Origin of the sequence: Massilia solisilvae (assembly GCF_024753215.1) — a bacterium.
Taxonomy (GTDB): domain Bacteria; phylum Pseudomonadota; class Gammaproteobacteria; order Burkholderiales; family Burkholderiaceae_D; genus Telluria; species Telluria solisilvae.
This window is the reverse complement of record NZ_JANUGV010000001.1, coordinates 66,257-86,686: the sequence shown is the minus strand read 5'-3', so window position 1 is coordinate 86,686 and position 20,430 is coordinate 66,257. Positions and strand designations below refer to the sequence as shown.

Sequence of the window (20,430 nt, the reverse complement as noted above, 5' to 3'; positions counted from 1 at the left end):
GGACCTGCCCACCCTACGAGCTCAGGCTTTGTTCATCTTCAGCTGGTCCCCCACCGGCAGCCTGCGAATCCGCTTGCCGGTCGCGGCAAAAATCGCATTGGTCAGCGCCGGCCCCGCGCCCGAGGTGCCCGGCTCGCCGATCCCGCCCGGATCGTCCGTGCTGTTGACGATGTGGACCTCGATGACCGGCGCTTCGTTGATGCGCATGACGCGGTAGTCGTTGAAGTTCGACTGCTGCACCCGGCCCTTGTCCAGCGTGATCTCGCCCCACAGCGCGGCCGTGAGCCCGAAGATGATCCCGCCTTCCATCTGCGCCACCACCTGGTCCGGATTGACGGTGTGGCCGCAATCGACCGCGCACACCACCCGGTGCACCTTCACGTCGCCCTGCGGTCCGACCGACACCTCGGCCACCTGCGCCAGGTAGGTTCCGAACGCGAACTGGCATGACACCCCGCGCCCCACGCGCCGCCCGGCGATCTTCGCGACCGGCTTGCCCCAGCCGGCCTGTTGCGCGGCCACGTTCAGCACGCCGAGCTTGCGCTTCGAATCCTTGAGCAGCGCGCGCCGGAACTCGACCGGATCGTGCTTGCCCGCGAACGCCAGCTCGTCGATGAAGGTCTCGACCGCCCACACGTTGTGGGTCGGCCCCACGCCGCGCCAGAACGCGGTGGCCACCGGCGGCTCGTGGCGCACGTACTCGACCCGGATGTCGGGAATCGCATACTGGATCTCGGCCGCCGCCTCCACCGCGTCCGGGTCCACGCCGTTCTTCACACCCTGCGGCGCAAAGCGCGACATGATCGACGAGCCGGTGATGCGATGGAACCATGCCACCGGCATCCCCTTGTCGTCGAGCCTGGCCGACATGCGGTCCAGGTAGTACGGCCGGAACATGTCGTGCTGGACGTCCTCCTCGCGCGTCCACACGACCTTGATCGGCCCTTTGGCCAGCCTGGCCAGCGCCACCGCCTGCGCCACGTAGTCCACTTCCAGCCGCCGCCCGAAGCCGCCGCCGAGGTAGTGGTTATGCACACGCACCTTTTCCAGCGGCAGCCCGGTCAGCTTGGCCGCCGCGGCCTGGGCAAAGGCTGGCACCTGGGTGCCGCAGTACACGTCGCAGCCGTCGGGCTTGAGGTCCACCGTACAGTTCATCGGCTCCATGGTTGCATGCGCAAGGAACGGCACCTCGTAGACGACGTCGATGCGCCGGCCATTCTTGTCACCCAGGCGCTTCAAGGCTTCGCCCTTGTTGGTGGCCACCGCGCCGGCCTGCTCCGACGCCTTCGTCATGTCGGCCACGATGGAGGCGGTGCTCACGTTCGCGTTCGGGCCATCGTCCCAGCGCGGCGCGCACGCGGCCAGTCCCTGCTTGGCGGCCCAGAAGTGGTCGCCCACCACCGCCACCGCATTGTCGAGCTTGAGCACCTGGCGTACGCCCTTGACCGCGAGCGCCTTCTGCTCGTCCACCCCGGCCAGCTTGCCGCCCGGGACCGGCGCCATGGCCACCGTCGCGATGCCCATGTTCGGCAGGCGCGCGTCGATGCCGAACTGCGCCTGGCCATTGGCCTTGATGGTCGAATCGAGCCGGTGATGCGGCTTGCCGATCAGGGTAAAGCCGCTGGCCGGCTTGAGGTCCACCTTCTGCGGCAGCGGCAGCTGGGCCGCCGCGTCAGCCACATCGCCAAAGCCGAGCGACTGCTTGCCGTCCGGATGCAGGATGCGCCCGTCGATCACCTTGCAGGCGCCCGGGTCGGTGTTCCACTGTTTGGCCGCCGCGGCCACCAGCACCGAGCGCACCGTGGCGCCGGCTTCGCGCAACGGCTTCCAGGCGCCGCGCACCGAGGTCGAGCCGCCGGTCACCTGCCCGCCCAGCAGCGGATCGGCATACAGCGCATTGTTGGCCGGCGCCTGCTCCAGCCTGACCTTGGACGGGTCCACGCCCAGCTCCTCGGCCAGCAGCATCGGCATGGCCGTGAAGGTGCCCTGCCCCATCTCGACCTTGGCCACGATGAAGGTAACCAGCCCGTCGCGGTCGATGCGGATGAAGGCGTCGCGTGCCAGGCCCGGTGCCTGGTTGGTGCTGGCGGTGGTGGCCGCGCCCACCGCGCGCTCGGACGGCGGCTCGTTGCGGCTCTCGCCCTCCTTCTTCTGGCAGCCGAACAGCGAAAAGCCGAACAGCATGCCCCCGCCCGCGGCTGCGGACAACTGCATGAAGCGACGGCGCGCCTGGGATTGCGGTGTCTTCGTGTCCATGCCGCCCCCCCTCACTTGGCGCCGGCCGCGATCTTGATCGCATGGCGGATGCGCAGGTAGGTGCCGCAGCGGCAGATGTTGCCGGCCATGGCGCCGTCGATGTCGGCGTCGCTCGGGTGCGGGTTCGACTTGAGCAGGGCGGTGGCCGACATGACCTGGCCGGACTGGCAATAGCCGCACTGGACCACGTCGATCTTGTTCCACGCCGCCTGCACCTTTTGCCCCACCGGGTCGTTGCCGATCGCCTCGATGGTGGTGACCTGCTTGCCGGCCGCCGCCGACACCGGCGTCACGCACGAGCGCACCGGCTGGCCGTCCAGGTGCACCGTGCAGGCACCGCACAGGGCAACGCCGCAGCCGAACTTGGTGCCGGTGAGGCCTGCGACGTCGCGCAGTGCCCACAGCAGGGGCATGTCGTCCGGGACGTCCAGGTTGGTGGTGGTGCCGTTGATGTTCAGGGCGGGCATGGTGGCTCCTTCGATGGCAGGCCGCCAACTATAGGCCAAGGCCGGCAGCGGCGGCGCACACCAAAGTACGGCTGGCTCGACGCGCACGTGGCGAACTGCCCAAAAAACAGGCAAAACCGCTTTTAGTGTATGCTATCGCCCATCGCAACAACGGCTCTCATGCCAACTATGCCCGAGCACCCTGCGGACGTCCGTTCGGACGCCAAACACCACCGGTCGCTGTTCGAACGGCTGACCGCCCTCATCTCCCCCGAGCCCGAAAACCGCGCCGAGCTGCTCGATGTGCTGCACGACGCCCACGAGCGCAACCTGATCGACGCCGACGCGCTGTCGATGATCGAAGGCGTGTTCCAGGTATCCGACCTGTCGGTGCGCGACATCATGGTGCCGCGCTCGCAAATGGACGTGATCGACATTAGCAAGCCGATCGACGAATGGATGCCCACGGTGCTGGAAACGGCGCACTCGCGCTTTCCCGCCATCGAGGGCGAGCGCGACAAGGTGGTCGGCATCCTGCTGGCCAAGGACCTGCTGCGCTACTACGCCGAAGAGTCGTTCGACGTGCGCGACATGCTGCGCCCGGCGATCTTCATCCCGGAATCGAAGCGCCTGAACGTGCTGCTGCGCGATTTTCGCGCCAACCACAACCACATGGCCATCGTGGTGGACGAGTACAGCGGCGTGGCCGGCCTGATCACCATCGAGGACGTGCTCGAGCAGATCGTCGGCGACATCGAGGACGAATACGACTTCGACGAGGAAGAGGACAACATCCTGTCGATCAAGGAAGGCCAGCACGGCCCGCGCTGGCGCGTGAAGGCGCTGACCGAGATCGAGCAGTTCAACGAAGAGATCGGAGCCAGCCTGCCGGCCGACGACGTCGATACCATCGGCGGCCTGGTGGCCAGCCACCTGGGCCGCATGCCGCACAAGGGCGAGGTGTTCGACCTGGACAACCTGCGCTTTGAAGTGCTGCGCGCCGACGCGCGCCAGATCCACGTACTGCTGGTCGAGAAGCTGCCCGTCATCGTCGAACACGAACACGACTGATGCGCTTCCGACGCCAGAACGCCACTTCCCCCAACCCGGCCGCGCGCGGCACCCGACCCAGCCCCAAGGCGCTGGTGATGGCGGCGCTCGCGGGCGCATCCAGCCTGCTGTCGTTCGCGCCGCTGGGCTGGTGGCCGCTGCAGTTCCTCTCGCTCGCTTACCTGTTCTACCAGGTCGGCGTGGGCAACTCGGTGCGCCGCGCCACGCTGCTGGGCTGGGCGTTCGGCTTTGGCTGGTCGGTCGGCGGCATGCACTGGCTGTACATCGCGCTGAACCGCTTCGGCGGCCTGCCGGCGATCCTGTCGGCGATCGCCATTGCCCTGCTCGGCCTGTACATGGGCCTGTTCGGCGCGTTCGCCGCCGGCGCTGCCGCGTGGCTGCGCAAGCGCTTCACGCTGCAGGTAACGTGGTTCCTGATGGCGGTGCTGCCGGTGATGTGGGGCGTGTCGGAATGGATGCGCGGCTGGGTGTTCACGGGCTTTCCGTGGGCCGCCGCCGGCTACGCGCATAACACCGCGCCGCTCTCCGGCTTCGCGCCCATCGTCGGCGTGTACGGCATCGGCGTGCTGGCCGCGGTGTGCGCCGGCTGCATCGTCATGCTCACCCAGCGCAAGCGCTGGCACGGCGTGGCGCTGTTCGCCGCGCTGATGCTCGCCGGCTGGGGCCTGCGCCAGGTCGACTGGACCGAACCGGCCGGCAAACCGATCAGCGTGCGGCTGGTGCAGGGCGACATCGCGCAGGACGAGAAATTCAGCAACGAGCACCTGCTCGGCATCCTCACCCGTTACCGCGACCTGATCACTGCCGCGCCGGCCGACCTGGTGGCCGCGCCCGAAACCGCGATCCCGGTGTTCCCGCACCAGCTGCCGCCGGGCTACCTCGACGAGCTCAAGGCGTTCGCAAGCCGCACCAATAGCTGGCTGATGTTCGGCATTCCGCTGTCCGACGGCCCGGTCAACTACGCCAACAGCGTGGCCGGCATCGGCCCGCAGGGGCAAAGCTACCGCTACGACAAGCACCACCTGGTGCCGTTCGGCGAATTCATCCCGACCGGTTTTCGCTGGTTCACCGACCTGATGCAGATCCCGCTGGGCGACTTTACGCGCGGCGCTGCGGTGCAGGCGCCGTTCGCGGTCAAGGACCAATTCGTGCTGCCCAACGTGTGCTACGAGGACGTGTTCGGCGAAGAGATCGCCAAACAGCTGCGCGACGCGCGGCAGCCAGCCACCCTGCTGCTGAACGTATCCAACCTGGCCTGGTATGGCGAGTCGGTGGCGATCCCGCAGCACCTGCAGATCTCGCGCATGCGTTCGCTCGAAACCGGCCGCCCGATGCTGCGCGCCACGAACAACGGCGCCACTGCCGTCATCGACGGCAAGGGCGAGGTTCGCCAGCTCATCCCCTACTACAAGCAGGGCGTGCTGGCCGCCAGCGTGCAGGGCATGGCAGGGACCACGCCGTACATCCGCTTTGGCAACCTGCTGTTCCTCGCCTTGTCCGGCCTTGCGCTGCTGGGCGCTTGGCTCAGCGGGCGACGTTACCAACAGAAAAAGGCTAAAGTTCAGTAAGTTGCCCCAAATCAGGCTCCAGCGGGCCATCAAAAACCGCTAAAATTGGTCATTTAGCAAACCCACCTTGTCGCGGGCCGATGCGCGCGAAGCCTTACAAGATGCTCACATTCCAACAAATCATCCTGACTCTGCAGACCTACTGGGACAAGCAGGGTTGCGCCCTGCTCCAGCCCTACGACATGGAAGTCGGTGCCGGCACCTTCCACACCGCTACTTTTCTGCGCGCGATCGGCCCGGAGCCGTGGCGTGCCGCCTACGTGCAGCCGTCGCGCCGCCCCAAGGACGGCCGCTACGGCGAGAACCCGAACCGCCTGCAGCACTACTACCAGTACCAGGTGGTGCTCAAGCCGGCGCCGGAAAACATCCTCGACCTGTACCTCGGCTCGCTCGAGGCGCTGGGCCTGGACCTGAAGAAGAACGACGTGCGCTTCGTCGAGGACGACTGGGAAAGCCCGACCCTGGGCGCCTGGGGCCTGGGCTGGGAGGTCTGGCTCAACGGCATGGAGGTGACCCAGTTCACCTACTTCCAGCAGGTCGGCGGCCTTGACTGCAAGCCGGTGCTGGGCGAGATCACCTACGGCATCGAGCGCCTGGCCATGTACCTGCAGGGCGTGGAAAACGTGTACGACCTGGTGTGGACCGAGTGGGAAGAGAACGGCGAGACCAAGCGCCTGACCTATGGCGACGTCTATCACCAGAACGAGGTGGAGCAGTCCACCTACAACTTCGAACACTCGAACACCGAGCTGCTGTTCCAGGCCTTTGCCAACCACGAGTCCGAGGCCAAGCGCCTGATCGAGCTGCAGCTGACTCTGCCGGCCTACGAGCAGATCATGCGCGCATCGCACAGCTTCAACCTGCTGGACGCGCGCGGCGCGATCTCGGTGACCGAGCGCGCGGCCTACATCGGCCGGGTGCGCACCTTGTCGCGCATGGTCGCGCAGGCCTATTACGACTCGCGCGAGAAGCTCGGCTTCCCGATGCTGCCGGCTGCGGCGAAGAACGCGGCCTGAGAACGGATAAGAACAGAATCATGAATCAAACACTACTCGTCGAACTGCAGACCGAAGAACTGCCTCCGAAGGCGCTCGTCAAACTGGGTGCGGCTTTTGCCGCCGGCATCGAGAGCGGCCTGAAGGCACGCGGCTTCCTGGAAAACGACAGCGTGCCCACGCCGTACACCACCCCGCGCCGCCTGGCCGTTTCGATCACCAACGTGCGCGCCAAGTCGCCGGACAAGACGATCCGCGAAAAGGTGCTGCCGGTCGCAGTGGCCCTGGACAAGGAAGGCAATCCGACGCCGCCGCTGGCCAAGAAGCTGGCCGCGCTGGGCTTCCCCGACCTGTCCATCGGCGACCTCGAACGCGCGCAGGATGGCAAGGCCGAAAGCTTCTTCTACACCTACACCGCGCCGGGCGTCGAGCTGGCCGGCGCGCTGCAGGAAGTGCTGCAGGAGACCGTGACCAAGCTGCCGATCCCCAAGGTGATGAGCTACCAGCGCCCGGATGGCGAGACCGTGCAGTTCGTGCGCCCGGTGCATACGCTGCTGGCCCTGTTCGGCCAGGACGTGCTGCCGCTGTCGCTGCTGGGCCTGGCCGCAGGTCGCGACACCCTGGGTCACCGCTTCCTGTCGCACGGCGGCACGATCTCGATCGCCAGCGCCGAACAGTATGCGCCGGTGCTCGAGCGCGAAGGCCGCGTGATCGCCTCCACCGCCGCGCGCAAGGAATCGATCCGCACCCAGCTGCTGGAAAAAGCCGGCGACGACAAGGTGCTGATGCCGGAATCGCTGCTGGACGAAGTGGCCGCGCTGGTCGAATGGCCGGTGGTGTACGAATGCCGCTTCGAGGATGCCTTCCTGTCGGTGCCGCAGGAGTGCCTGATCCTGACCATGCAGACCAACCAGAAGTACTTCGCGCTGACCGACGCCAATGGCAAGCTGCGCTCGCGCTTTTTGATCGTCTCGAACCTGCAGACCGACGACGCCAGCGCCATCATCGGCGGCAACGAGCGCGTGGTACGCCCGCGCCTGTCCGACGCCAAGTTCTTCTTCGAGCAGGACAAGAAGAAGACGCTGGAATCGCGCCTGCCGCTGCTGGAAAACGTGGTGTACCACAACAAGCTGGGCACGCAGGCCGCGCGCACCGGCCGCGTCACGCGCCTGGCTGGCATGATCGCCAAGCGCCTCGGCTACGACGTGCTGCTGGCCGAGCGCGGCGCGCAGCTGGCCAAGGCCGACCTGTTGACCGACATGGTGGGCGAGTTCCCCGAGCTGCAAGGCATCATGGGCACCTACTACGCGCGCCACGACGGCGAGCCGGAAGAAGTGGCGCTGGCCGCATCCGAACACTACCAGCCGCGCTTTGCCGGCGACGCCCTGCCCTCGACCAACACCGGCACCGCCGTCGCGCTGGCCGACAAGCTCGAGACGCTGGTGGGCATCTGGTCGATCGGGCTTGCCCCGACCGGCGAAAAGGACCCGTTCGCGCTGCGCCGCCATGCGCTGGGCGTGGTGCGCATGCTGGTGGAAAAGCGCCTGCCGCTGGCGATCTCCGAGCTGCTGCAAGACGCCGCCGCCGTGTTCGAATACCAGCCCGGCTTCAAGGACCCGGGCGTGGAAGTGAAGGAATTCATGCTGGACCGCCTGCGCGGCATGCTGCGCGAGCGCGGCTTCACGCCGAACGAGGTGGAAGCGGTGCTGGCCCAGGACCCGGACCGCGTGGACGACGTGGTGCAGCGCCTGGAAGCGGTGCAGGCCTTCGCCGCGCTGCCGGAAAGCGCATCGCTGGCCGCGGCCAACAAGCGCATCACCAACATCCTGAAAAAGACCGAGGCGCCCAGCGGCGCCGTGCAGGCCGGCCTGCTGCAGGAAGATGCCGAGAAAAAGCTGGCCGCCGCGATCGAGCGCGTGCGCCCGGAGGTGGACGCGGCAGCAGCAACCGGCGACTTTACCGGCACGCTCAAGACGCTGGCCCAGCTGCGCGACGATGTGGACGCGTTCTTCAACGACGTGATGGTGATGGCCGACGACCTGGCCCTGCGCAACAACCGCCTGGCCCTGCTGTCGCAGCTGCACGGCATGATGAACCGCGTGGCCGACATCTCCAAGCTGGCCGCGTAAGGAAGCGCCATGAAGCTGATCATCCTCGACCGGGACGGCGTCATCAACCATGATTCGCCGGAGTTCATCAAGTCGCCCAGCGAATGGATCCCGATCCCCGGCTCGCTCGAGGCGATCGCGCGGCTCAACCAGGCGGGCTACCGCGTCATCATCGCGTCCAACCAGTCGGGCATCGCGCGCGAGCTGTTCGACATCACCACGCTCAATGCGATCCACCAGAAGATGCACGAGGCCGCGCAGGTGGTGGGCGCGGACATCGACGCGATCTTCTTCTGCCCGCACGCGGCAATCGACAACTGCGACTGCCGCAAGCCCAAGGCCGGCATGTTCGAGGAGATCGCCAAGCGCTTCAAGGTCAGCCTCAAGGGAGTGCCGACGGTGGGCGACTCGCTGCGCGACCTGCAGGCGGGCTTCATCAGCGGCTGCGTGCCCTACCTCGTTTTAACCGGCAAGGGCGAGAAGACCTACGCCACCGGCGGCCTGCCGCCGGGCACGCAGGTGTTCCCGGACCTGGCCGCGGTGGTCAACGCCCTGCTCAAGGCGCCGGCCGCCGCCTGACACCGATTTTATAGAAAGACCCTCCTTGAGACATCCAGTCCTGTTCCTGCGGTCCCTGCTCTTCACGCTCGTGATGCTGGTGGCCACCGTGGTGTGGTCGTGCGTGTGCTTCCTGGCCGCGCCGCTCCCTTACAACAAGCGCTTCTGGGTCACCTCGCGCTGGAACGTGTTCATCATCTGGGCCGCGCGCGCGATCTGCGGCATCCGCTACCAGGTCAAGGGCTACGAGAACCTGCCGGCGCGCCCGGCAATCCTGCTGTCCAAGCACCAGTCGGCGTGGGAGACGATCTTCATGCTGCCCAACATGCGGCGCCCGCTGGTGTACGTGTTCAAAAAAGAGATACTGTATATCCCGTTTTTCGGCTGGGGCATGGCGCTGCTGCGCATGATCCCGATCGACCGCAAGCAGGGCAAGAACGCGTTTGCCCAGGTGGTCCGCCATAGCCGCAGGCGGCTGGCCGACGGCCAGTCGATCATCATGTTCCCCGAAGGGACGCGCATCCCGGTTGGCAAAAAAGGCAAGTACAAGAGCGGTGGCGCACGCTTGGCTGTGGAAACGCAGACCCCGGTTGTGCCGATCGCGCATAATGCAGGTGAATGCTGGCCGCGCGGATCTTTCATCAAGCGGCCAGGGTTGGTGACGGTATCGATTGGCAAACCGATATCGCCGGAAAACCACACTCCTGACAGCCTGATGCATGAGGTCGAAAATTGGATAGAATCGGAAATGCGCGTCATTTCGCCCCACGTCTACAAAGGTGGCTGAGCGAAGTTGGCGCCCTGATCAGAGCATCCTCTCCGCAGCACACCATGACCTCTTCCAAGATCGACGGGCACCAACTGGAACTGTTTGCACAAGATTTTTTCGCTTCACTCGAACCCTCCTCCAAACCGGCCGCGCCGGTGCAGCCGCTGTTCAAGGCGCCGCCGGCACCGCCGCGCGTGACCTTCCCGGTGCCGCCGCGCGGCCCCAACGACCCTCCACTGCGCCGCATCGTGCTTGGCGCGCACGCGGTGGAATTCGCTCTGCGCCGCTCGGCGCGCCGCTCGATCGGCTTCATGATCGACGACGACGGCCTGCGCGTGACCGCGCCCAAGCGCGTGACGCTGGCCGAGGTGGACAACGCGATCCGGGCCAAGCAGCGCTGGATCCTGTCCAAGCTGCACGAACGCGGCGAGCGCCGCGTGCAGCGCCTGCAAAAGCCGCCGCTGGTGTGGCAGGACGGCGCCCAGCTGCCCTACATGGGCGGCGAGCTCACGCTGCGCCTGCAGCCGGCGGCGCGCAGCCACTGCCGCTTTGACGAGGACACGCGCGAGCTGTCGGTGGGTGTGGTGCCCGGCTTGTCGGAATGGCAGCTCAAGGAGCGCGTGCGCCTGTGGTACCAGGACGAGGCGCGCCGCGTGTTCGCCGAGCGGCTGGACATGTATGCGGTGCGCATGGAGCTGTCGTACAAGGCGTTCGCGCTGTCATCGGCCGGCACGCGCTGGGGCTCGTGCACGATCGGCGGCAACATTCGCCTGAACTGGCGGCTGATTCACTACCCGCTCGCGCTGATCGACTACGTAGTGGTGCACGAGCTGGCGCACCTGCGCGAGATGAACCACAGCGCGCGCTTCTGGGAGGTGGTGGGCGCGGTGTACCCGGACTACGACGGCGCCCGCCTGGCGCTGCGCAAGCGCTCGCACGAGATGCCGGTGCTGTTCGAGGATTGAACGGCCAGCTCGACCAGCGCACGTAGGGTGGGCAGCTTGCTGCCCACGCGTTCAACTATAACTCGCCCGCCGGAGTGTCAAACGCGCGCCTGAACGCGTGGGCAGGGAGAGGCTGGGCAGTACCCTGCCGAGCGCTTACGCTACGCCTTGCGCTCGCGTCTTCAGGAATCAGCCGGAAGCGCCTTGCGCTCGTCCGCAAGGCGCCGCAGCGCCGCCAGTTGGCTGGCATCCAGGCAGCGAAACGGAATGGGCAGCGTGCCGCGGCTAAGCACGAACATGAGGCCACGCGGGTAGCTGCGCACCGTGATCACGTCGTTCCAGTCGATCAGCGTGACGCCGGTGCCGGTGTTGCGCACGATCCCGTGCTCGTCGATGGTGAATTCGTAAGTGCGGCGCGAACGGCCAAGCAGGATGAAGTGCAGCACCGCGACCGCAGTGCTCTTGACCAGCAGGTACCAGCCGGCCGGGAAGCCGACCCGCCTGCGGCGAATGAGAAAGCGCCCGTGCTGCCACATGAAGGCGGCATATTCCCACAAGCGGTAGCGCACCGCGAAATGCAGTTCGCATAAAGGAATGTTTGGAGATGCCGCCGCCTGCCGCGACGACGGCTCGGAAGCGGCAAACGGCGCTGCCTCGTCGTCGTGCTGGACCAGCGCTCCAGCCGCATCGGCGCTTCCCGCCGACCCTGGGCGATCTGACCACAACATGCGCATCCCCTTCTTTTACCGAACTCAGATGCGCATGGTAGCAAAACCTAATCGATAAGTCGTCGCAAGAATTCAACCGTGCGCACGGTCGCGCCACGATGCCGGTTGGCGAAAGCAAACGCGCGTTCGCCCATCTGTGCGCGCCGCGCCGGATCGGCCAGCAGGGCCGCGCCCTGCGCCAGCAGGTCGGCGCCGTCGCGCACGCGCAGCGCCGCGCCCATGGCCACCGCTTCGTCGGTCGCCTGCAGGAAGTTGAACGTGTGCTCACCCACCAGCACCGGCTTGCCGACGGCCGCCGCCTCGATCAGGTTCTGGCCGCCCAGCGGCAACAGGCTGCCGCCGATGAAGGCGCAGTCGCAGGCCGCGTAGTAGGCGAACATCTCGCCCATCGAGTCGCCCAGCAGAACGTCCGCGTCGACCACGTCGCTCCCGGTCAGCGCCGAGCGGCGCTGCAGCGACAGGCCGCGCGTCTCGGCCATGCGCGCCACTTCGTCGAAGCGCTGCGGATGCCTTGGCACGATCGCCAGCAGCATGCCCGCCGGCCGCTCGCGCATGCCGCCCCACGCGTCGAGGATCAGCGCCTCCTCGCCCTCGCGCGTGCTGGCGCACAGCAGCACCGGCCGCTTGCCGATGCGCGCGCGCAGCCACGCGCCTTTTTCCAGCAGCTGCGGCGGCGGTGTCACGTCGAACTTGATGCTGCCGGTGACCTCCACGTCCAGCGCGCCCAGCGCGCGGATACGCGCGGCATCGGCGTCGGTCTGTGCGGCCACGAAGGTGATCGCGCGCGCAGCCTCGCGCATCAGTTCGCCCATGCGCTGGCCGCGCCGCAGCGAGCGCTCGGACAGCCGCGCGTTGACCAGTGCCACGGGCACGCCGGCTTTGGCACAACCGGCAATCAGGTTGGGCCAGACTTCGGTCTCCATCAGGATGCACACGCGCGGGGCAAAGTGGCGCAGGAAGCGGCGCACCATGGCGGCGGTATCGTAGGGCAGGTACGACTGCACCAGGCGCTCGCCGTGGCGCGCGAACAGCGCCTGTCCGGTGGCGCGCCCGGTCGGCGTCATGTGGGTGAGCAGGATGCGGCAGCCCGGCCACTGCGCAAGCAGCGCTTCCACCAGCGGCTCGGCGGCGCGGGTTTCGCCGACCGACACCGCGTGCACCCAGATCGTCAGCCGTTCCGGCAGCGGCTGGCCATACACGCCCAGCCGCTCGCCCCAGTGCCGGCGGTAGCCGGGCTCCTTGCGCCCGCGCCACCACAGCCGCCCCAGCACCGCCGGCAGCGCCAGCCACCACAGCGCCGAGTAGGTGGAGCGTTTCATGCGCTTGCGAGCAGGGTGCGCGCGGCGGCCACCACGTCGTCGGCCGACGGTGGGGTTCCGGTGTCGCCCAGATTGACGATACGCGGCGACCAGTTGCCCTCGGTCTTCCAGCGCGGCGAATCGCAGTAGATCTCCACCGTGGGCCGCACGAAGGCCGCCGCGATGTGGGTCAGGCCCGTGTCCACGCCAACGGCCAGCGCGCAATCGCGCGCCAGCTCGACCGCGTCCATCATCGACAGCTTCGGCAGCACGCGCGCATTCGGCAGGCTCGCGGCGAGCTGCTCGGCCTCGCTCTTCTCGCCTTCCGAGCCCCAGGGCAGCAGCACGGGCATGGGCGCCAGCGCGCGCCCGAGCGCGATCCAGTTCGGCGCGGCCCACTTCTTGGCGGCGCGCGCGGTCCCGTGGAAGAACACGGCGTAGTCCTCGCGCGGCATCCATGCCGGGCGCGCCGCCAGGTTCGACGGCGCCGGCAGGCCGAAGTCCGGCGCCGTGTCGATCGCATAGCCCAGCGCATTGGCCGCCACCTCGCGACCGCGCGCGACCGCGTGCGCGCGCCGCGCGACCTTGACGCTGTCGGTGTGGAAGATGCGCGAGACCGGCTCGTAGCCCGAGCCTTCGGTGCCGTTGGCCAGCCCCACCTTGCGCCCGCCCGGCTTGACGCGCGCGGCGCCCATGATGATGCCGGTCTTGATCAGGCCCTGGGTGTCGAGCACGAGGTCATACGGCTCCTCGCGCAGCGTGCGGAAGAACGCGCGCATCTCGGCGCGCACCTCGGGCTTGAACAGGCCGCGGCGCCAGCGCCGCAGCGCAAACGGGATCACACGCCGCACGTGCGGGTTCAGGCGCACCAGGCTGACATAGCCTTCCTCGACCACCCAGTCGATCTGTGCATCGGGATAGTGGCGCCGGATGTCCGCCACGACCGGCAGGTTGTGCAGCACGTCGCCCAGGGACGACACGCGCACCAGAAGAATATTCATGCTTGCGTCAGAACGGCAGTTGCGCGTCCGGTTTGGCTGCCAGGATCACGTTGCGGAACTCGGCCTGGATGCGCGCGAGCGCCTCGGGCGACTCGGCCTCGAAGCGCAGCACCACCACGGGCGTGGTGTTGGACGAGCGCGCCAGGCCAAAGCCATCCCGATATTCGACGCGCATGCCGTCGATGGTGACGATGCGCTCCGAGCTTGGGAAGGTCGCGTCCGCGCGCAGGGTTTCGATGAGGGTAAAGTTCTCGCCCTCCTGCAGGTGCAGGTGCAGCTCGGGCGTGCTGGTGGCGATCGGCAGCGCATTGAGCACGGCCGAGGGATCGCGTTCGCGGGTGAGCAGTTCGAGCATGCGCGCGCCGGCGTACAGGCCGTCGTCGAAGCCGTACCAGCGGTCCTTGAAGAAGATGTGGCCGCTCATCTCGCCGCCCAGCGGAGCGCCGGTTTCGCGCAGCTTGGCCTTGACCAGCGAGTGGCCGGTCTTCCACATCAGCGGCTGGCCGCCGTTCTGTTCGATCCACGGGCCCAGGTGGCGCGTGCACTTGACGTCGTACAGGATCTGCGCGCCCGGGTTGCGCGCCAGGACCTCGGCCGCGAACAGCATCATCTGGCGGTCCGGGTAGATGATCTGGCCATCCTTGGTGACCAGGCCCAGGCGGTCGCCGTCGCCGTCGAAGGCCATGCCGATCTCGGCGTCGCCGCTGGCCAGTTCGCGGATCAAATCCTGCAGGTTCTCGGGATGGGCGGGATCGGGGTGGTGGTTCGGGAAGGTGCCGTCGACCTCGCAGAACAGTTCCACCACCTCGGCGCCCATGGCCCGGAACAGCGCCGGGGCAAACGCGCCGGCCACGCCATTGCCGCAATCGACCGCGACCTTGATCGGGCGCGCCAGCTTGACGTCGCCGACGATGCGCTCGATGTAGGCCTCGCGGATGTCGTGCGTGCTGTAGCCGCCCGGCTGCGCCGCGGCGCTGCCGTCGTGGGCCGCGATGCTGTCGTACAGGCCGGTGATGGCCTCGCCGTGGATCGCCTCGCCCGCCAGCACCATCTTGAAGCCGTTGTAGTCCGGCGGGTTGTGGCTGCCCGTGACCATGATGCCCGAGCGCGTGTCCAGCACGTTGGTCGCGAAGTACAGCATCGGGGTTGCCACCATGCCCAGGTCGATCACGTCCACGCCGGCGGCGCGCAGTCCGTCCGACAGCGCGGCGGCCAGCTCGGGGCCGGACAGGCGGCCGTCACGGCCAATGGCGACCTTGCGCTCTCCCTTGGCCAGCGCGGCGCGGCCGAAGGCCTGGCCGATCTTGTGCGCGATCCCGGCGTCCAGCGTGCTGCCGACTACGCCCCGGATGTCGTAAGCCTTGAAAATCGTTTTCGAGAGAGCGACCATGTTGTTCCAATACCGTGATGCGAGCGCGCTGCACCGACAAATAAGCCGGCACCCACGCCGGGCGTGCTAAACGCCAATGTTGGAGGGATGATAAAACCAGACGGTATTGTAGCGGCAAGCGGACCCTTGGGATAGGTCCGCCACGCTTGCCGCAGCAGGGAACGCGCGGCGCCGCAGCGCCGGCAAGGGAATCAGACGCGCAGCTTGTCGAGCGACTTGCCGCCTTCCACCCATTCCTTGACCCATTTCGGCTGGCGCCCGCGGCCGGTCCACTGTTGGTTTGCATTGTCCGGATGGCGGTAGCGCACGGCGACCGAACCGGATTTGCCACGGCCAGTGGTAATCAGGTCCTTGAGGGGCACGCCGACGCTTTGCGCGATGGCCAGGATCTGCTCGCGCGCTTTTTGCACTTCCTGCTGTTCACGCTTTTTCATTTCTTGCTTGATTTGCTCCTGCAAGTTGCGCAGATCACCAAGGGACATATTAGACAGATCCATCGTCGTTCCTCTGTAGTTGGGGTTGAAACAGTTGAAGTTAAATCTCACCAAATGTCGCAATATACTACATTGGCAATTTATTGCCAGTCCTTCTTGTGCCAAATCAGCCAGCGCGGGGATTTAAACCGAACGATACGCGCATACAGCCACACGTAGCTGATAATAAACAACAAACAGAAGATTATCAGCATTGTCGTATTTCGCCAGAACACCGTGGCCGGGATAACCGCCATCAGCGAAAACAGCCATAGGTAAGGCGACGTGCGGGCGTTGCGTTTCATCAGCGCCCGAGCCTCCCGCGGCCCGACCGTCCATTGCACAATCCGCCGGAAAATCAGGCTGTGCAGGTGTATGCCATCGGGCATGGCCGGCGATTTACCGCGCACGAACATGCGGCGATAGGCGGAAAAGACCGTCTCGAATGCGGGATAAATCAGGAGCAGCGCCGCATACCAGGTCGATACCTGCGGATTGCGCATCACCAGCAACAACGCCAGTTCGCCCAGCATGAAGCCGATGAAATAGGCGCCGCCGTCGCCGAGGAAAATCAGCCCGACCGGGTAATTCCAGATCAGGAAACCGGCGGTGGCGCCAGCCACCATCAGCGCGGCCACCACGACGAACATGTCGCCCACCTGCATCGCCACGTAAGCCAGCGATACCAGCATGAAGATGGTGACCACGCTGGCCAGGCCGTTAAAGCCGTCGATAATGTTGATTGCGTTGGCGATGCCGGCCACCGCCAGCACCGTGAGCGGCAGCATGATCCAGGCGCTGTGCAGGACAAACGAGCCGAACGGCAGGTCGATCCGCCCGATTCTGGCGTCGAGCAGCAGGTAACCGAGCAGGGACGCGGCCATTGTCAGCAGCAGGCGCCGCGAGGGGCGCACCGTCCCGGTATAGTCCTCGGCAATGCCGCCCACAAAAGCGATCAGCGAGCAGGACAACAGCGCAAACATCCATTGCGACAGCGCCGGCACGCGCGACACGGAAATGGCCGCACTGATCGCGACCGCAAGAAAAATCGGCAGCCCGCCGATACGTGCGACGGTATGCGTATGGACCTTTTGCACGCCGCCGAAATCATTATCCAGGGCCGGGCCGTGCAATCTGGTGTGTTTTACCACGAGCAAGGTCAGCAGGGCCGAAGCCACGAAACTCACGAGAAATGAGAACATGTGTAATTCATGAAGTGCGCAACGGCGCCGGCGTGTTCCCAGGATGTCGCGCCAGGGGCGCGACGGCATCAGCAAGCGCATCTACTTGCGCGAATGCGCCATTCTACCTAATTGCTCAGCCAGGAAGTTTTTGAACAAAACAGTTTAGCGCCGCACCCGCTTTAGCAATTGAGCGAAATCGTCCTTTTTAGGCCAATTATTGTTCTAAATTTTGTAGTTAATCATATTCAACAATAGCTCGGTCTTGCATGCACAAATGCAACGCCTCATGCCATGACGGAAATACCAGGCCGAGGGCCTTTAATTTATCGCAGCACAAGGTGCTATTGCCCGGGCGCCGGACTGGCGACGGATATTCGGCGCTGCCGATTGCCTGGACCTCGCAGCCGATTCCGGCCTCGGCCATGATGGCTTGCGCAAAGCCATGCCAACTGGTTTGCCCGTCGCAGCTCAAGTGATAAATGCCGGAATGCGCCTGCCACCATCCAGGCGCCTGCGCGCGCACCAGCAGTTGGGCAGTGATTTCGGCGAGGGTCCGGCTCCAGGTGGGCGCCGAAAACTGGTCCGCGACGACGCGCAACGCGTGGCCTTGCCGGGCCCGTTCAAGCATGGTGCATAAAAAGTTGTGGCCGCGCAGGCCGTACACCCAGCTCGTCCGCAAAATCAGGTGCGCGGCGCCGGATGCGGCCACCGCCTGCTCGCCCGCGAGCTTGCTGCGGCCATAAGCGTTCAGCGGGGCCGGCGTATCCTCTTCGCGATAGGGCGCCTGCTGGCGGCCGTCGAACACGTAATCGGTCGAATAGTGGACGATGGCGGCGCCGACCAGGCGCGCCTCGTCCGCCAGTACGCCCGGCGCCTCGGCGTTCACGCGCAGCGCCAGCGCCGGCTCGGACTCAGCCCGCTCGACCGCGGTACAGGCCGCCGCGTTGACGATCAGGCCGGGCTTGAGCTCGCGCACCACCGAGCGCAACTGCGCCAGGTCGGACAGGTCGAGCCCGGACCGGGTCGGGGCGACCACATTGCCAAGGCCCTGCAGGCTGCGCCGCAGCTCGTAGCCGACCTGGCCGCTGGCGCCCGTCAGCAGGATGTTCACGAAAACACCTCGGCCTGTGCCAACGGGGTGCCGGCCTGGTCCTTGGCCGAGACGATCGGCGCGCCGCGCAAGGGCCAGTCAATGGCCAGCGCGGGATCGTTCCAGAGCAGCGTGCGCTCATCGGCGGGCGACCAGTAGCCGGTGGTCTTGTAGATGCAATCGGCGCGCTCGCTCGTGACCAGAAAGCCGTGGGCAAACCCGGGCGGAATCCAGAGCTGTCGCTGGTTGTCGGCGGACAGTTCGATGCAGGCCGCGCGCCCGAATGACGGCGAGCCGCGGCGCAAATCGACGACGACGTCGAAAATCGTACCCGCCACCACACGGATAAGCTTGCCCTGCGCGGCCTGCCCGACCTGGTAGTGCAGGCCGCGTACGACATTGCGCACGGACTGAGAATGGTTGTCCTGCACAAACCGCGGCTGCAGCCCGGTCAGTTCCTCGAAGCGCCGCTCATTGAAGCTTTCGTAAAAAAAGCCGCGCTCGTCGCGAAAGACCTGCGGTTCGATGATCAGCACGTCCGCGATGTCACTTGGAGTTATTTTCATCAGAGCACCGTGCCATTCAGGATTTGCAAAAGGTATTTCCCGTATCCGCTGCTTTGCAGCGGTGCGGCCAGTTTCTCGAGCGCCGTGCCATCGATATACCCCTTGCGATAAGCAATTTCTTCCGGCACGCCCACCTTGAGGCCCTGGCGCTTTTCGATCGTGGCGATGAACTGGGCGGCGTCGAGCAACGATTCATGGGTGCCGGTGTCGAGCCAGGCCATGCCCCGCCCCATCACCTCCACCTGCAGCCGGCCCTGGTCAAGGTAGGCCCGGTTCACGTCCGTGATTTCGAGTTCGCCTCTGGCCGAGGGACGAATCGACGACGCGATGTCGACCACGCTGGCGTCATAGAAATACAGACCGGTGACCGCGTAACTGGACTTGGGTTGGCTGGGCTTTTCCTCGATCGAGAGCGCGCGCCGCCCCGGGCCGAATTCAACCACGCCATAACGCTCGGGATCGTGCACGTGGTAGGCGAACACGGTTGCGCCGTCGGGGCGCGCGCTGGCAGCTTCCAGCTGGCGATCCAGGCCATGCCCGTAATAGAGGTTATCGCCCAAAATCAGCGCAGACGGCGCATCGCCCAGAAAATCGCGGCCAATCACGAACGCTTGCGCAATTCCTTCCGGCGCGGCCTGCGCGGCATAGCGCAAACAGATGCCCCACTGGCTGCCGTCGCCCAGCAGTTCCTGAAAGCGCGGCATATCGTGCGGGGTCGATATGACGAGAATATCGCGGATACCGGCGAGCATCAGCGTTGACAGCGGATAGTAAATCATCGGCTTGTCGTACACCGGCATGAGCTGTTTGGACAAGCTCAGGGTCATCGGATACAGGCGCGTGCCCGATCCGCCCGCCAGCACGATGCCGCGCCGCGCCTTTGGCATCATGGCTGGTCCTCCCGGCTGGCGTAATTCTGTTCGATCCATGCCTGGTATGCTCCCGATTGCACGTTGGCGACCCAATCCTGGTTCCCGAGGTACCACTGCACGGTCTTGCGAAGGCCGCTTTCAAAGTTCTCCGCGGCGCTCCAGCCCAGTTTGCGCCGCATCTTTGCGCTGTCAATCGCATAGCGGCGGTCATGCCCCGGGCGATCGGCAACGTGCGCGACCTGGGCGCGGTAGCCGCCGGCTTTGGGCGCCAATTCGGCCAACACGTCGCAAATGGCGAGCACCACCGCGATATTCGTCATTTCGCAGTTGCCACCAATCGCATACGTTTCGCCGGGCCTGCCGGCTTCGAGCACCCGGCGCAAGGCGGCGCAATGGTCCCCGACATACAGCCAGTCGCGCAACTGCAAACCGTCGCCATAGACCGGCAACGCCGCGCCGGCCAGCGCATTGGCGATCATCAGGGGAATCAGCTTTTCAGGAAACTGGCGCGGACCGTAATTATTCGAGCAATTGGTGATGATCGCCGGCAGGCCGTAAGTCTGGTGCCAGGCCCGCACCAGATGGTCGGACGCCGCCTTGGTGGCGGCATACGGGCTGTTCGGCGCATACGGCGACTCTTCGGTGAATGGCGGCGCGCCCGGCTGCAGCGAGCCGTACACTTCGTCGGTCGAAATATGCAGGAATCGGAAAGCTTCGCGTTCGGCGCCGCTCAATTTGCTCCAATACGCGTGCGCTTCGGCCAGCAGGCTGAACGTGCCGGTTACGTTGGTGGCCACGAAATCGCCAGGCGCCACGACCGATCGATCGACATGGCTTTCGGCGGCAAAATGGACGATGGCGCGCGGGCGATGGGCGCGCAGCAGGGCCGCGACCTGTCCGCGGTCGAGAATGTCGGCGCGCACAAAGCGGTGGCGCGCATCGTCCGCCAATGCCGACAGGTTGTCCAGGTTGCCGGCGTACGTCAGCTTGTCGCAGTTGACGACCGGCTCGTCGGACCGGGCCAGCCAGTCCAGCACGAAATTGGAGCCGATGAACCCGGCACCGCCAGTCACCAAAATCATTTAGTATCCTGCCAAAAGGTAAAGGCCAGGC

19 protein-coding genes are annotated in these 20,430 nt (G+C 66.0%); 7 read left to right on the top strand and 12 right to left on the bottom strand.

All coding sequences use genetic code 11. The features are described from left to right. Nucleotides 1–21 precede the first annotated feature (21 nt). Both NX773_RS00425 and NX773_RS00420 read right to left on the bottom strand, forming a co-directional pair. Nucleotides 22–2,256 (bottom strand): xanthine dehydrogenase family protein molybdopterin-binding subunit, encoded by a 2,235-nt coding sequence (locus NX773_RS00425; protein WP_258854432.1) that lies wholly within the window; start codon nt 2,254–2,256, stop codon nt 22–24. A gap of 11 nt (nt 2,257–2,267) precedes the next feature. Continuing rightward, nucleotides 2,268–2,723 carry a (2Fe-2S)-binding protein gene (locus NX773_RS00420; RefSeq protein WP_258854431.1) on the bottom strand — a complete coding sequence of 152 codons (456 nt, stop codon included), beginning with the start codon at nt 2,721–2,723 and terminating at the stop codon, nt 2,268–2,270. A 168-nt stretch (nt 2,724–2,891) separates the two neighbouring features. Here NX773_RS00420 and NX773_RS00415 point away from each other — a divergent pair, with 168 nt between their 5' ends. The 7 genes from NX773_RS00415 (at nt 2,892) to NX773_RS00385 (ending at nt 10,736) form a co-directional block, all read left to right on the top strand. Further along, complete coding sequence (locus NX773_RS00415; protein ID WP_258855816.1) at nt 2,892–3,773, top strand: CorC family transporter; 882 nt, start codon at nt 2,892–2,894, stop codon at nt 3,771–3,773. Further along, a complete protein-coding gene (gene lnt, locus NX773_RS00410) occupies nt 3,773–5,341 on the top strand; it encodes an apolipoprotein N-acyltransferase (RefSeq protein ID WP_258854430.1) in 1,569 nt (522 codons plus the stop codon). Before NX773_RS00415 ends, lnt begins: the two co-directional genes overlap by 1 nt. A gap of 101 nt (nt 5,342–5,442) precedes the next feature. Beyond that, entirely contained in the window at nt 5,443–6,357 is a 915-nt protein-coding gene (gene glyQ, locus NX773_RS00405) for a glycine--tRNA ligase subunit alpha (protein ID WP_258854429.1), read from the top strand. 20 nt (nt 6,358–6,377) lie between these two features. Further along, a complete protein-coding gene (gene glyS / locus NX773_RS00400) occupies nt 6,378–8,465 on the top strand; it encodes a glycine--tRNA ligase subunit beta (RefSeq protein WP_258854428.1) in 2,088 nt (695 codons plus the stop codon). Between the two features lie 9 nt (nt 8,466–8,474). Further along, complete coding sequence (gene gmhB, locus NX773_RS00395; RefSeq protein WP_258823652.1) at nt 8,475–9,023, top strand: D-glycero-beta-D-manno-heptose 1,7-bisphosphate 7-phosphatase; 549 nt, start codon at nt 8,475–8,477, stop codon at nt 9,021–9,023. 25 nt (nt 9,024–9,048) lie between these two features. Continuing rightward, nucleotides 9,049–9,789 (top strand): lysophospholipid acyltransferase family protein, encoded by a 741-nt coding sequence (locus NX773_RS00390; RefSeq protein ID WP_258823651.1) that lies wholly within the window; start codon nt 9,049–9,051, stop codon nt 9,787–9,789. 44 nt (nt 9,790–9,833) lie between these two features. After that, the gene (locus NX773_RS00385; protein WP_258854427.1) at nt 9,834–10,736 is read left to right on the top strand and encodes a M48 family metallopeptidase; all 903 of its coding nucleotides are present in this window, start codon (nt 9,834–9,836) and stop codon (nt 10,734–10,736) included. 161 nt (nt 10,737–10,897) lie between these two features. Here NX773_RS00385 and NX773_RS00380 read toward each other — a convergent pair whose 3' ends face one another. The 10 genes from NX773_RS00380 to rfbB form a co-directional block, all read right to left on the bottom strand. Then, nucleotides 10,898–11,443, bottom strand: a complete 546-nt coding sequence (locus NX773_RS00380; protein ID WP_258854426.1) for a YcxB family protein — start codon at nt 11,441–11,443, stop codon at nt 10,898–10,900. Nucleotides 11,444–11,490: 47 nt separating this feature from the next. Continuing rightward, nucleotides 11,491–12,762, bottom strand: a complete 1,272-nt coding sequence (gene waaA, locus NX773_RS00375; RefSeq protein WP_258854425.1) for a lipid IV(A) 3-deoxy-D-manno-octulosonic acid transferase — start codon at nt 12,760–12,762, stop codon at nt 11,491–11,493. After that, nucleotides 12,759–13,742 carry a lipopolysaccharide heptosyltransferase I gene (gene waaC / locus NX773_RS00370; RefSeq protein WP_258854424.1) on the bottom strand — a complete coding sequence of 328 codons (984 nt, stop codon included), beginning with the start codon at nt 13,740–13,742 and terminating at the stop codon, nt 12,759–12,761. Before waaC ends, waaA begins: the two co-directional genes overlap by 4 nt. Before the next feature lie 7 nt (nt 13,743–13,749). Then, nucleotides 13,750–15,132: a phosphomannomutase/phosphoglucomutase gene (locus NX773_RS00365; RefSeq protein WP_258854423.1), complete on the bottom strand. Its 1,383-nt coding sequence runs from the start codon at nt 15,130–15,132 to the stop codon at nt 13,750–13,752. Between the two features lie 191 nt (nt 15,133–15,323). Continuing rightward, entirely contained in the window at nt 15,324–15,629 is a 306-nt protein-coding gene (locus tag NX773_RS00360; RefSeq protein WP_258855815.1) for an H-NS histone family protein, read from the bottom strand. A gap of 77 nt (nt 15,630–15,706) precedes the next feature. Next, nucleotides 15,707–16,807, bottom strand: coding sequence for an MraY family glycosyltransferase (locus NX773_RS00355; RefSeq protein ID WP_258854422.1), 1,101 nt, complete (start codon nt 16,805–16,807; stop codon nt 15,707–15,709). A gap of 217 nt (nt 16,808–17,024) precedes the next feature. Further along, nucleotides 17,025–17,900 carry a dTDP-4-dehydrorhamnose reductase gene (gene rfbD / locus NX773_RS00350; protein WP_258854421.1) on the bottom strand — a complete coding sequence of 292 codons (876 nt, stop codon included), beginning with the start codon at nt 17,898–17,900 and terminating at the stop codon, nt 17,025–17,027. Next, nucleotides 17,897–18,445, bottom strand: a complete 549-nt coding sequence (gene rfbC, locus NX773_RS00345) for a dTDP-4-dehydrorhamnose 3,5-epimerase (protein ID WP_258854420.1) — start codon at nt 18,443–18,445, stop codon at nt 17,897–17,899. The genes rfbD and rfbC overlap by 4 nt, the downstream gene beginning before the upstream one ends. Then, complete coding sequence (rfbA, locus tag NX773_RS00340) at nt 18,445–19,335, bottom strand: glucose-1-phosphate thymidylyltransferase RfbA (RefSeq protein ID WP_258854419.1); 891 nt, start codon at nt 19,333–19,335, stop codon at nt 18,445–18,447. Before rfbA ends, rfbC begins: the two co-directional genes overlap by 1 nt. Beyond that, nucleotides 19,332–20,399, bottom strand: a complete 1,068-nt coding sequence (rfbB, locus tag NX773_RS00335; RefSeq protein WP_258854418.1) for a dTDP-glucose 4,6-dehydratase — start codon at nt 20,397–20,399, stop codon at nt 19,332–19,334. The genes rfbA and rfbB overlap by 4 nt, the downstream gene beginning before the upstream one ends. Between the last annotated feature and the right edge of the window lie 31 nt (nt 20,400–20,430).

Bases quoted from the DNA above. Each gene is read 5' to 3' on its own strand.
- NX773_RS00425 (WP_258854432.1), bottom strand. From the start codon at position 2,256: ATGGACACGAAGACACCGCAATCCCAGGCGCGCCGTCGCTTCATGCAG.
- NX773_RS00420 (WP_258854431.1), bottom strand. From the start codon at position 2,723: ATGCCCGCCCTGAACATCAACGGCACCACCACCAACCTGGACGTCCCG.
- NX773_RS00415 (WP_258855816.1), top strand. From the start codon at position 2,892: ATGCCCGAGCACCCTGCGGACGTCCGTTCGGACGCCAAACACCACCGG.
- lnt (WP_258854430.1), top strand. From the start codon at position 3,773: ATGCGCTTCCGACGCCAGAACGCCACTTCCCCCAACCCGGCCGCGCGC.
- glyQ (WP_258854429.1), top strand. From the start codon at position 5,443: ATGCTCACATTCCAACAAATCATCCTGACTCTGCAGACCTACTGGGAC.
- glyS (WP_258854428.1), top strand. From the start codon at position 6,378: ATGAATCAAACACTACTCGTCGAACTGCAGACCGAAGAACTGCCTCCG.
- gmhB (WP_258823652.1), top strand. From the start codon at position 8,475: ATGAAGCTGATCATCCTCGACCGGGACGGCGTCATCAACCATGATTCG.
- NX773_RS00385 (WP_258854427.1), top strand. From the start codon at position 9,834: ATGACCTCTTCCAAGATCGACGGGCACCAACTGGAACTGTTTGCACAA.
- NX773_RS00380 (WP_258854426.1), bottom strand. From the start codon at position 11,443: ATGTTGTGGTCAGATCGCCCAGGGTCGGCGGGAAGCGCCGATGCGGCT.
- waaA (WP_258854425.1), bottom strand. From the start codon at position 12,762: ATGAAACGCTCCACCTACTCGGCGCTGTGGTGGCTGGCGCTGCCGGCG.
- waaC (WP_258854424.1), bottom strand. From the start codon at position 13,742: ATGAATATTCTTCTGGTGCGCGTGTCGTCCCTGGGCGACGTGCTGCAC.
- NX773_RS00365 (WP_258854423.1), bottom strand. From the start codon at position 15,132: ATGGTCGCTCTCTCGAAAACGATTTTCAAGGCTTACGACATCCGGGGC.
- NX773_RS00360 (WP_258855815.1), bottom strand. From the start codon at position 15,629: ATGGATCTGTCTAATATGTCCCTTGGTGATCTGCGCAACTTGCAGGAG.
- NX773_RS00355 (WP_258854422.1), bottom strand. From the start codon at position 16,807: ATGTTCTCATTTCTCGTGAGTTTCGTGGCTTCGGCCCTGCTGACCTTG.
- rfbC (WP_258854420.1), bottom strand. From the start codon at position 18,445: ATGAAAATAACTCCAAGTGACATCGCGGACGTGCTGATCATCGAACCG.
- rfbA (WP_258854419.1), bottom strand. From the start codon at position 19,335: ATGATGCCAAAGGCGCGGCGCGGCATCGTGCTGGCGGGCGGATCGGGC.
- rfbB (WP_258854418.1), bottom strand. From the start codon at position 20,399: ATGATTTTGGTGACTGGCGGTGCCGGGTTCATCGGCTCCAATTTCGTG.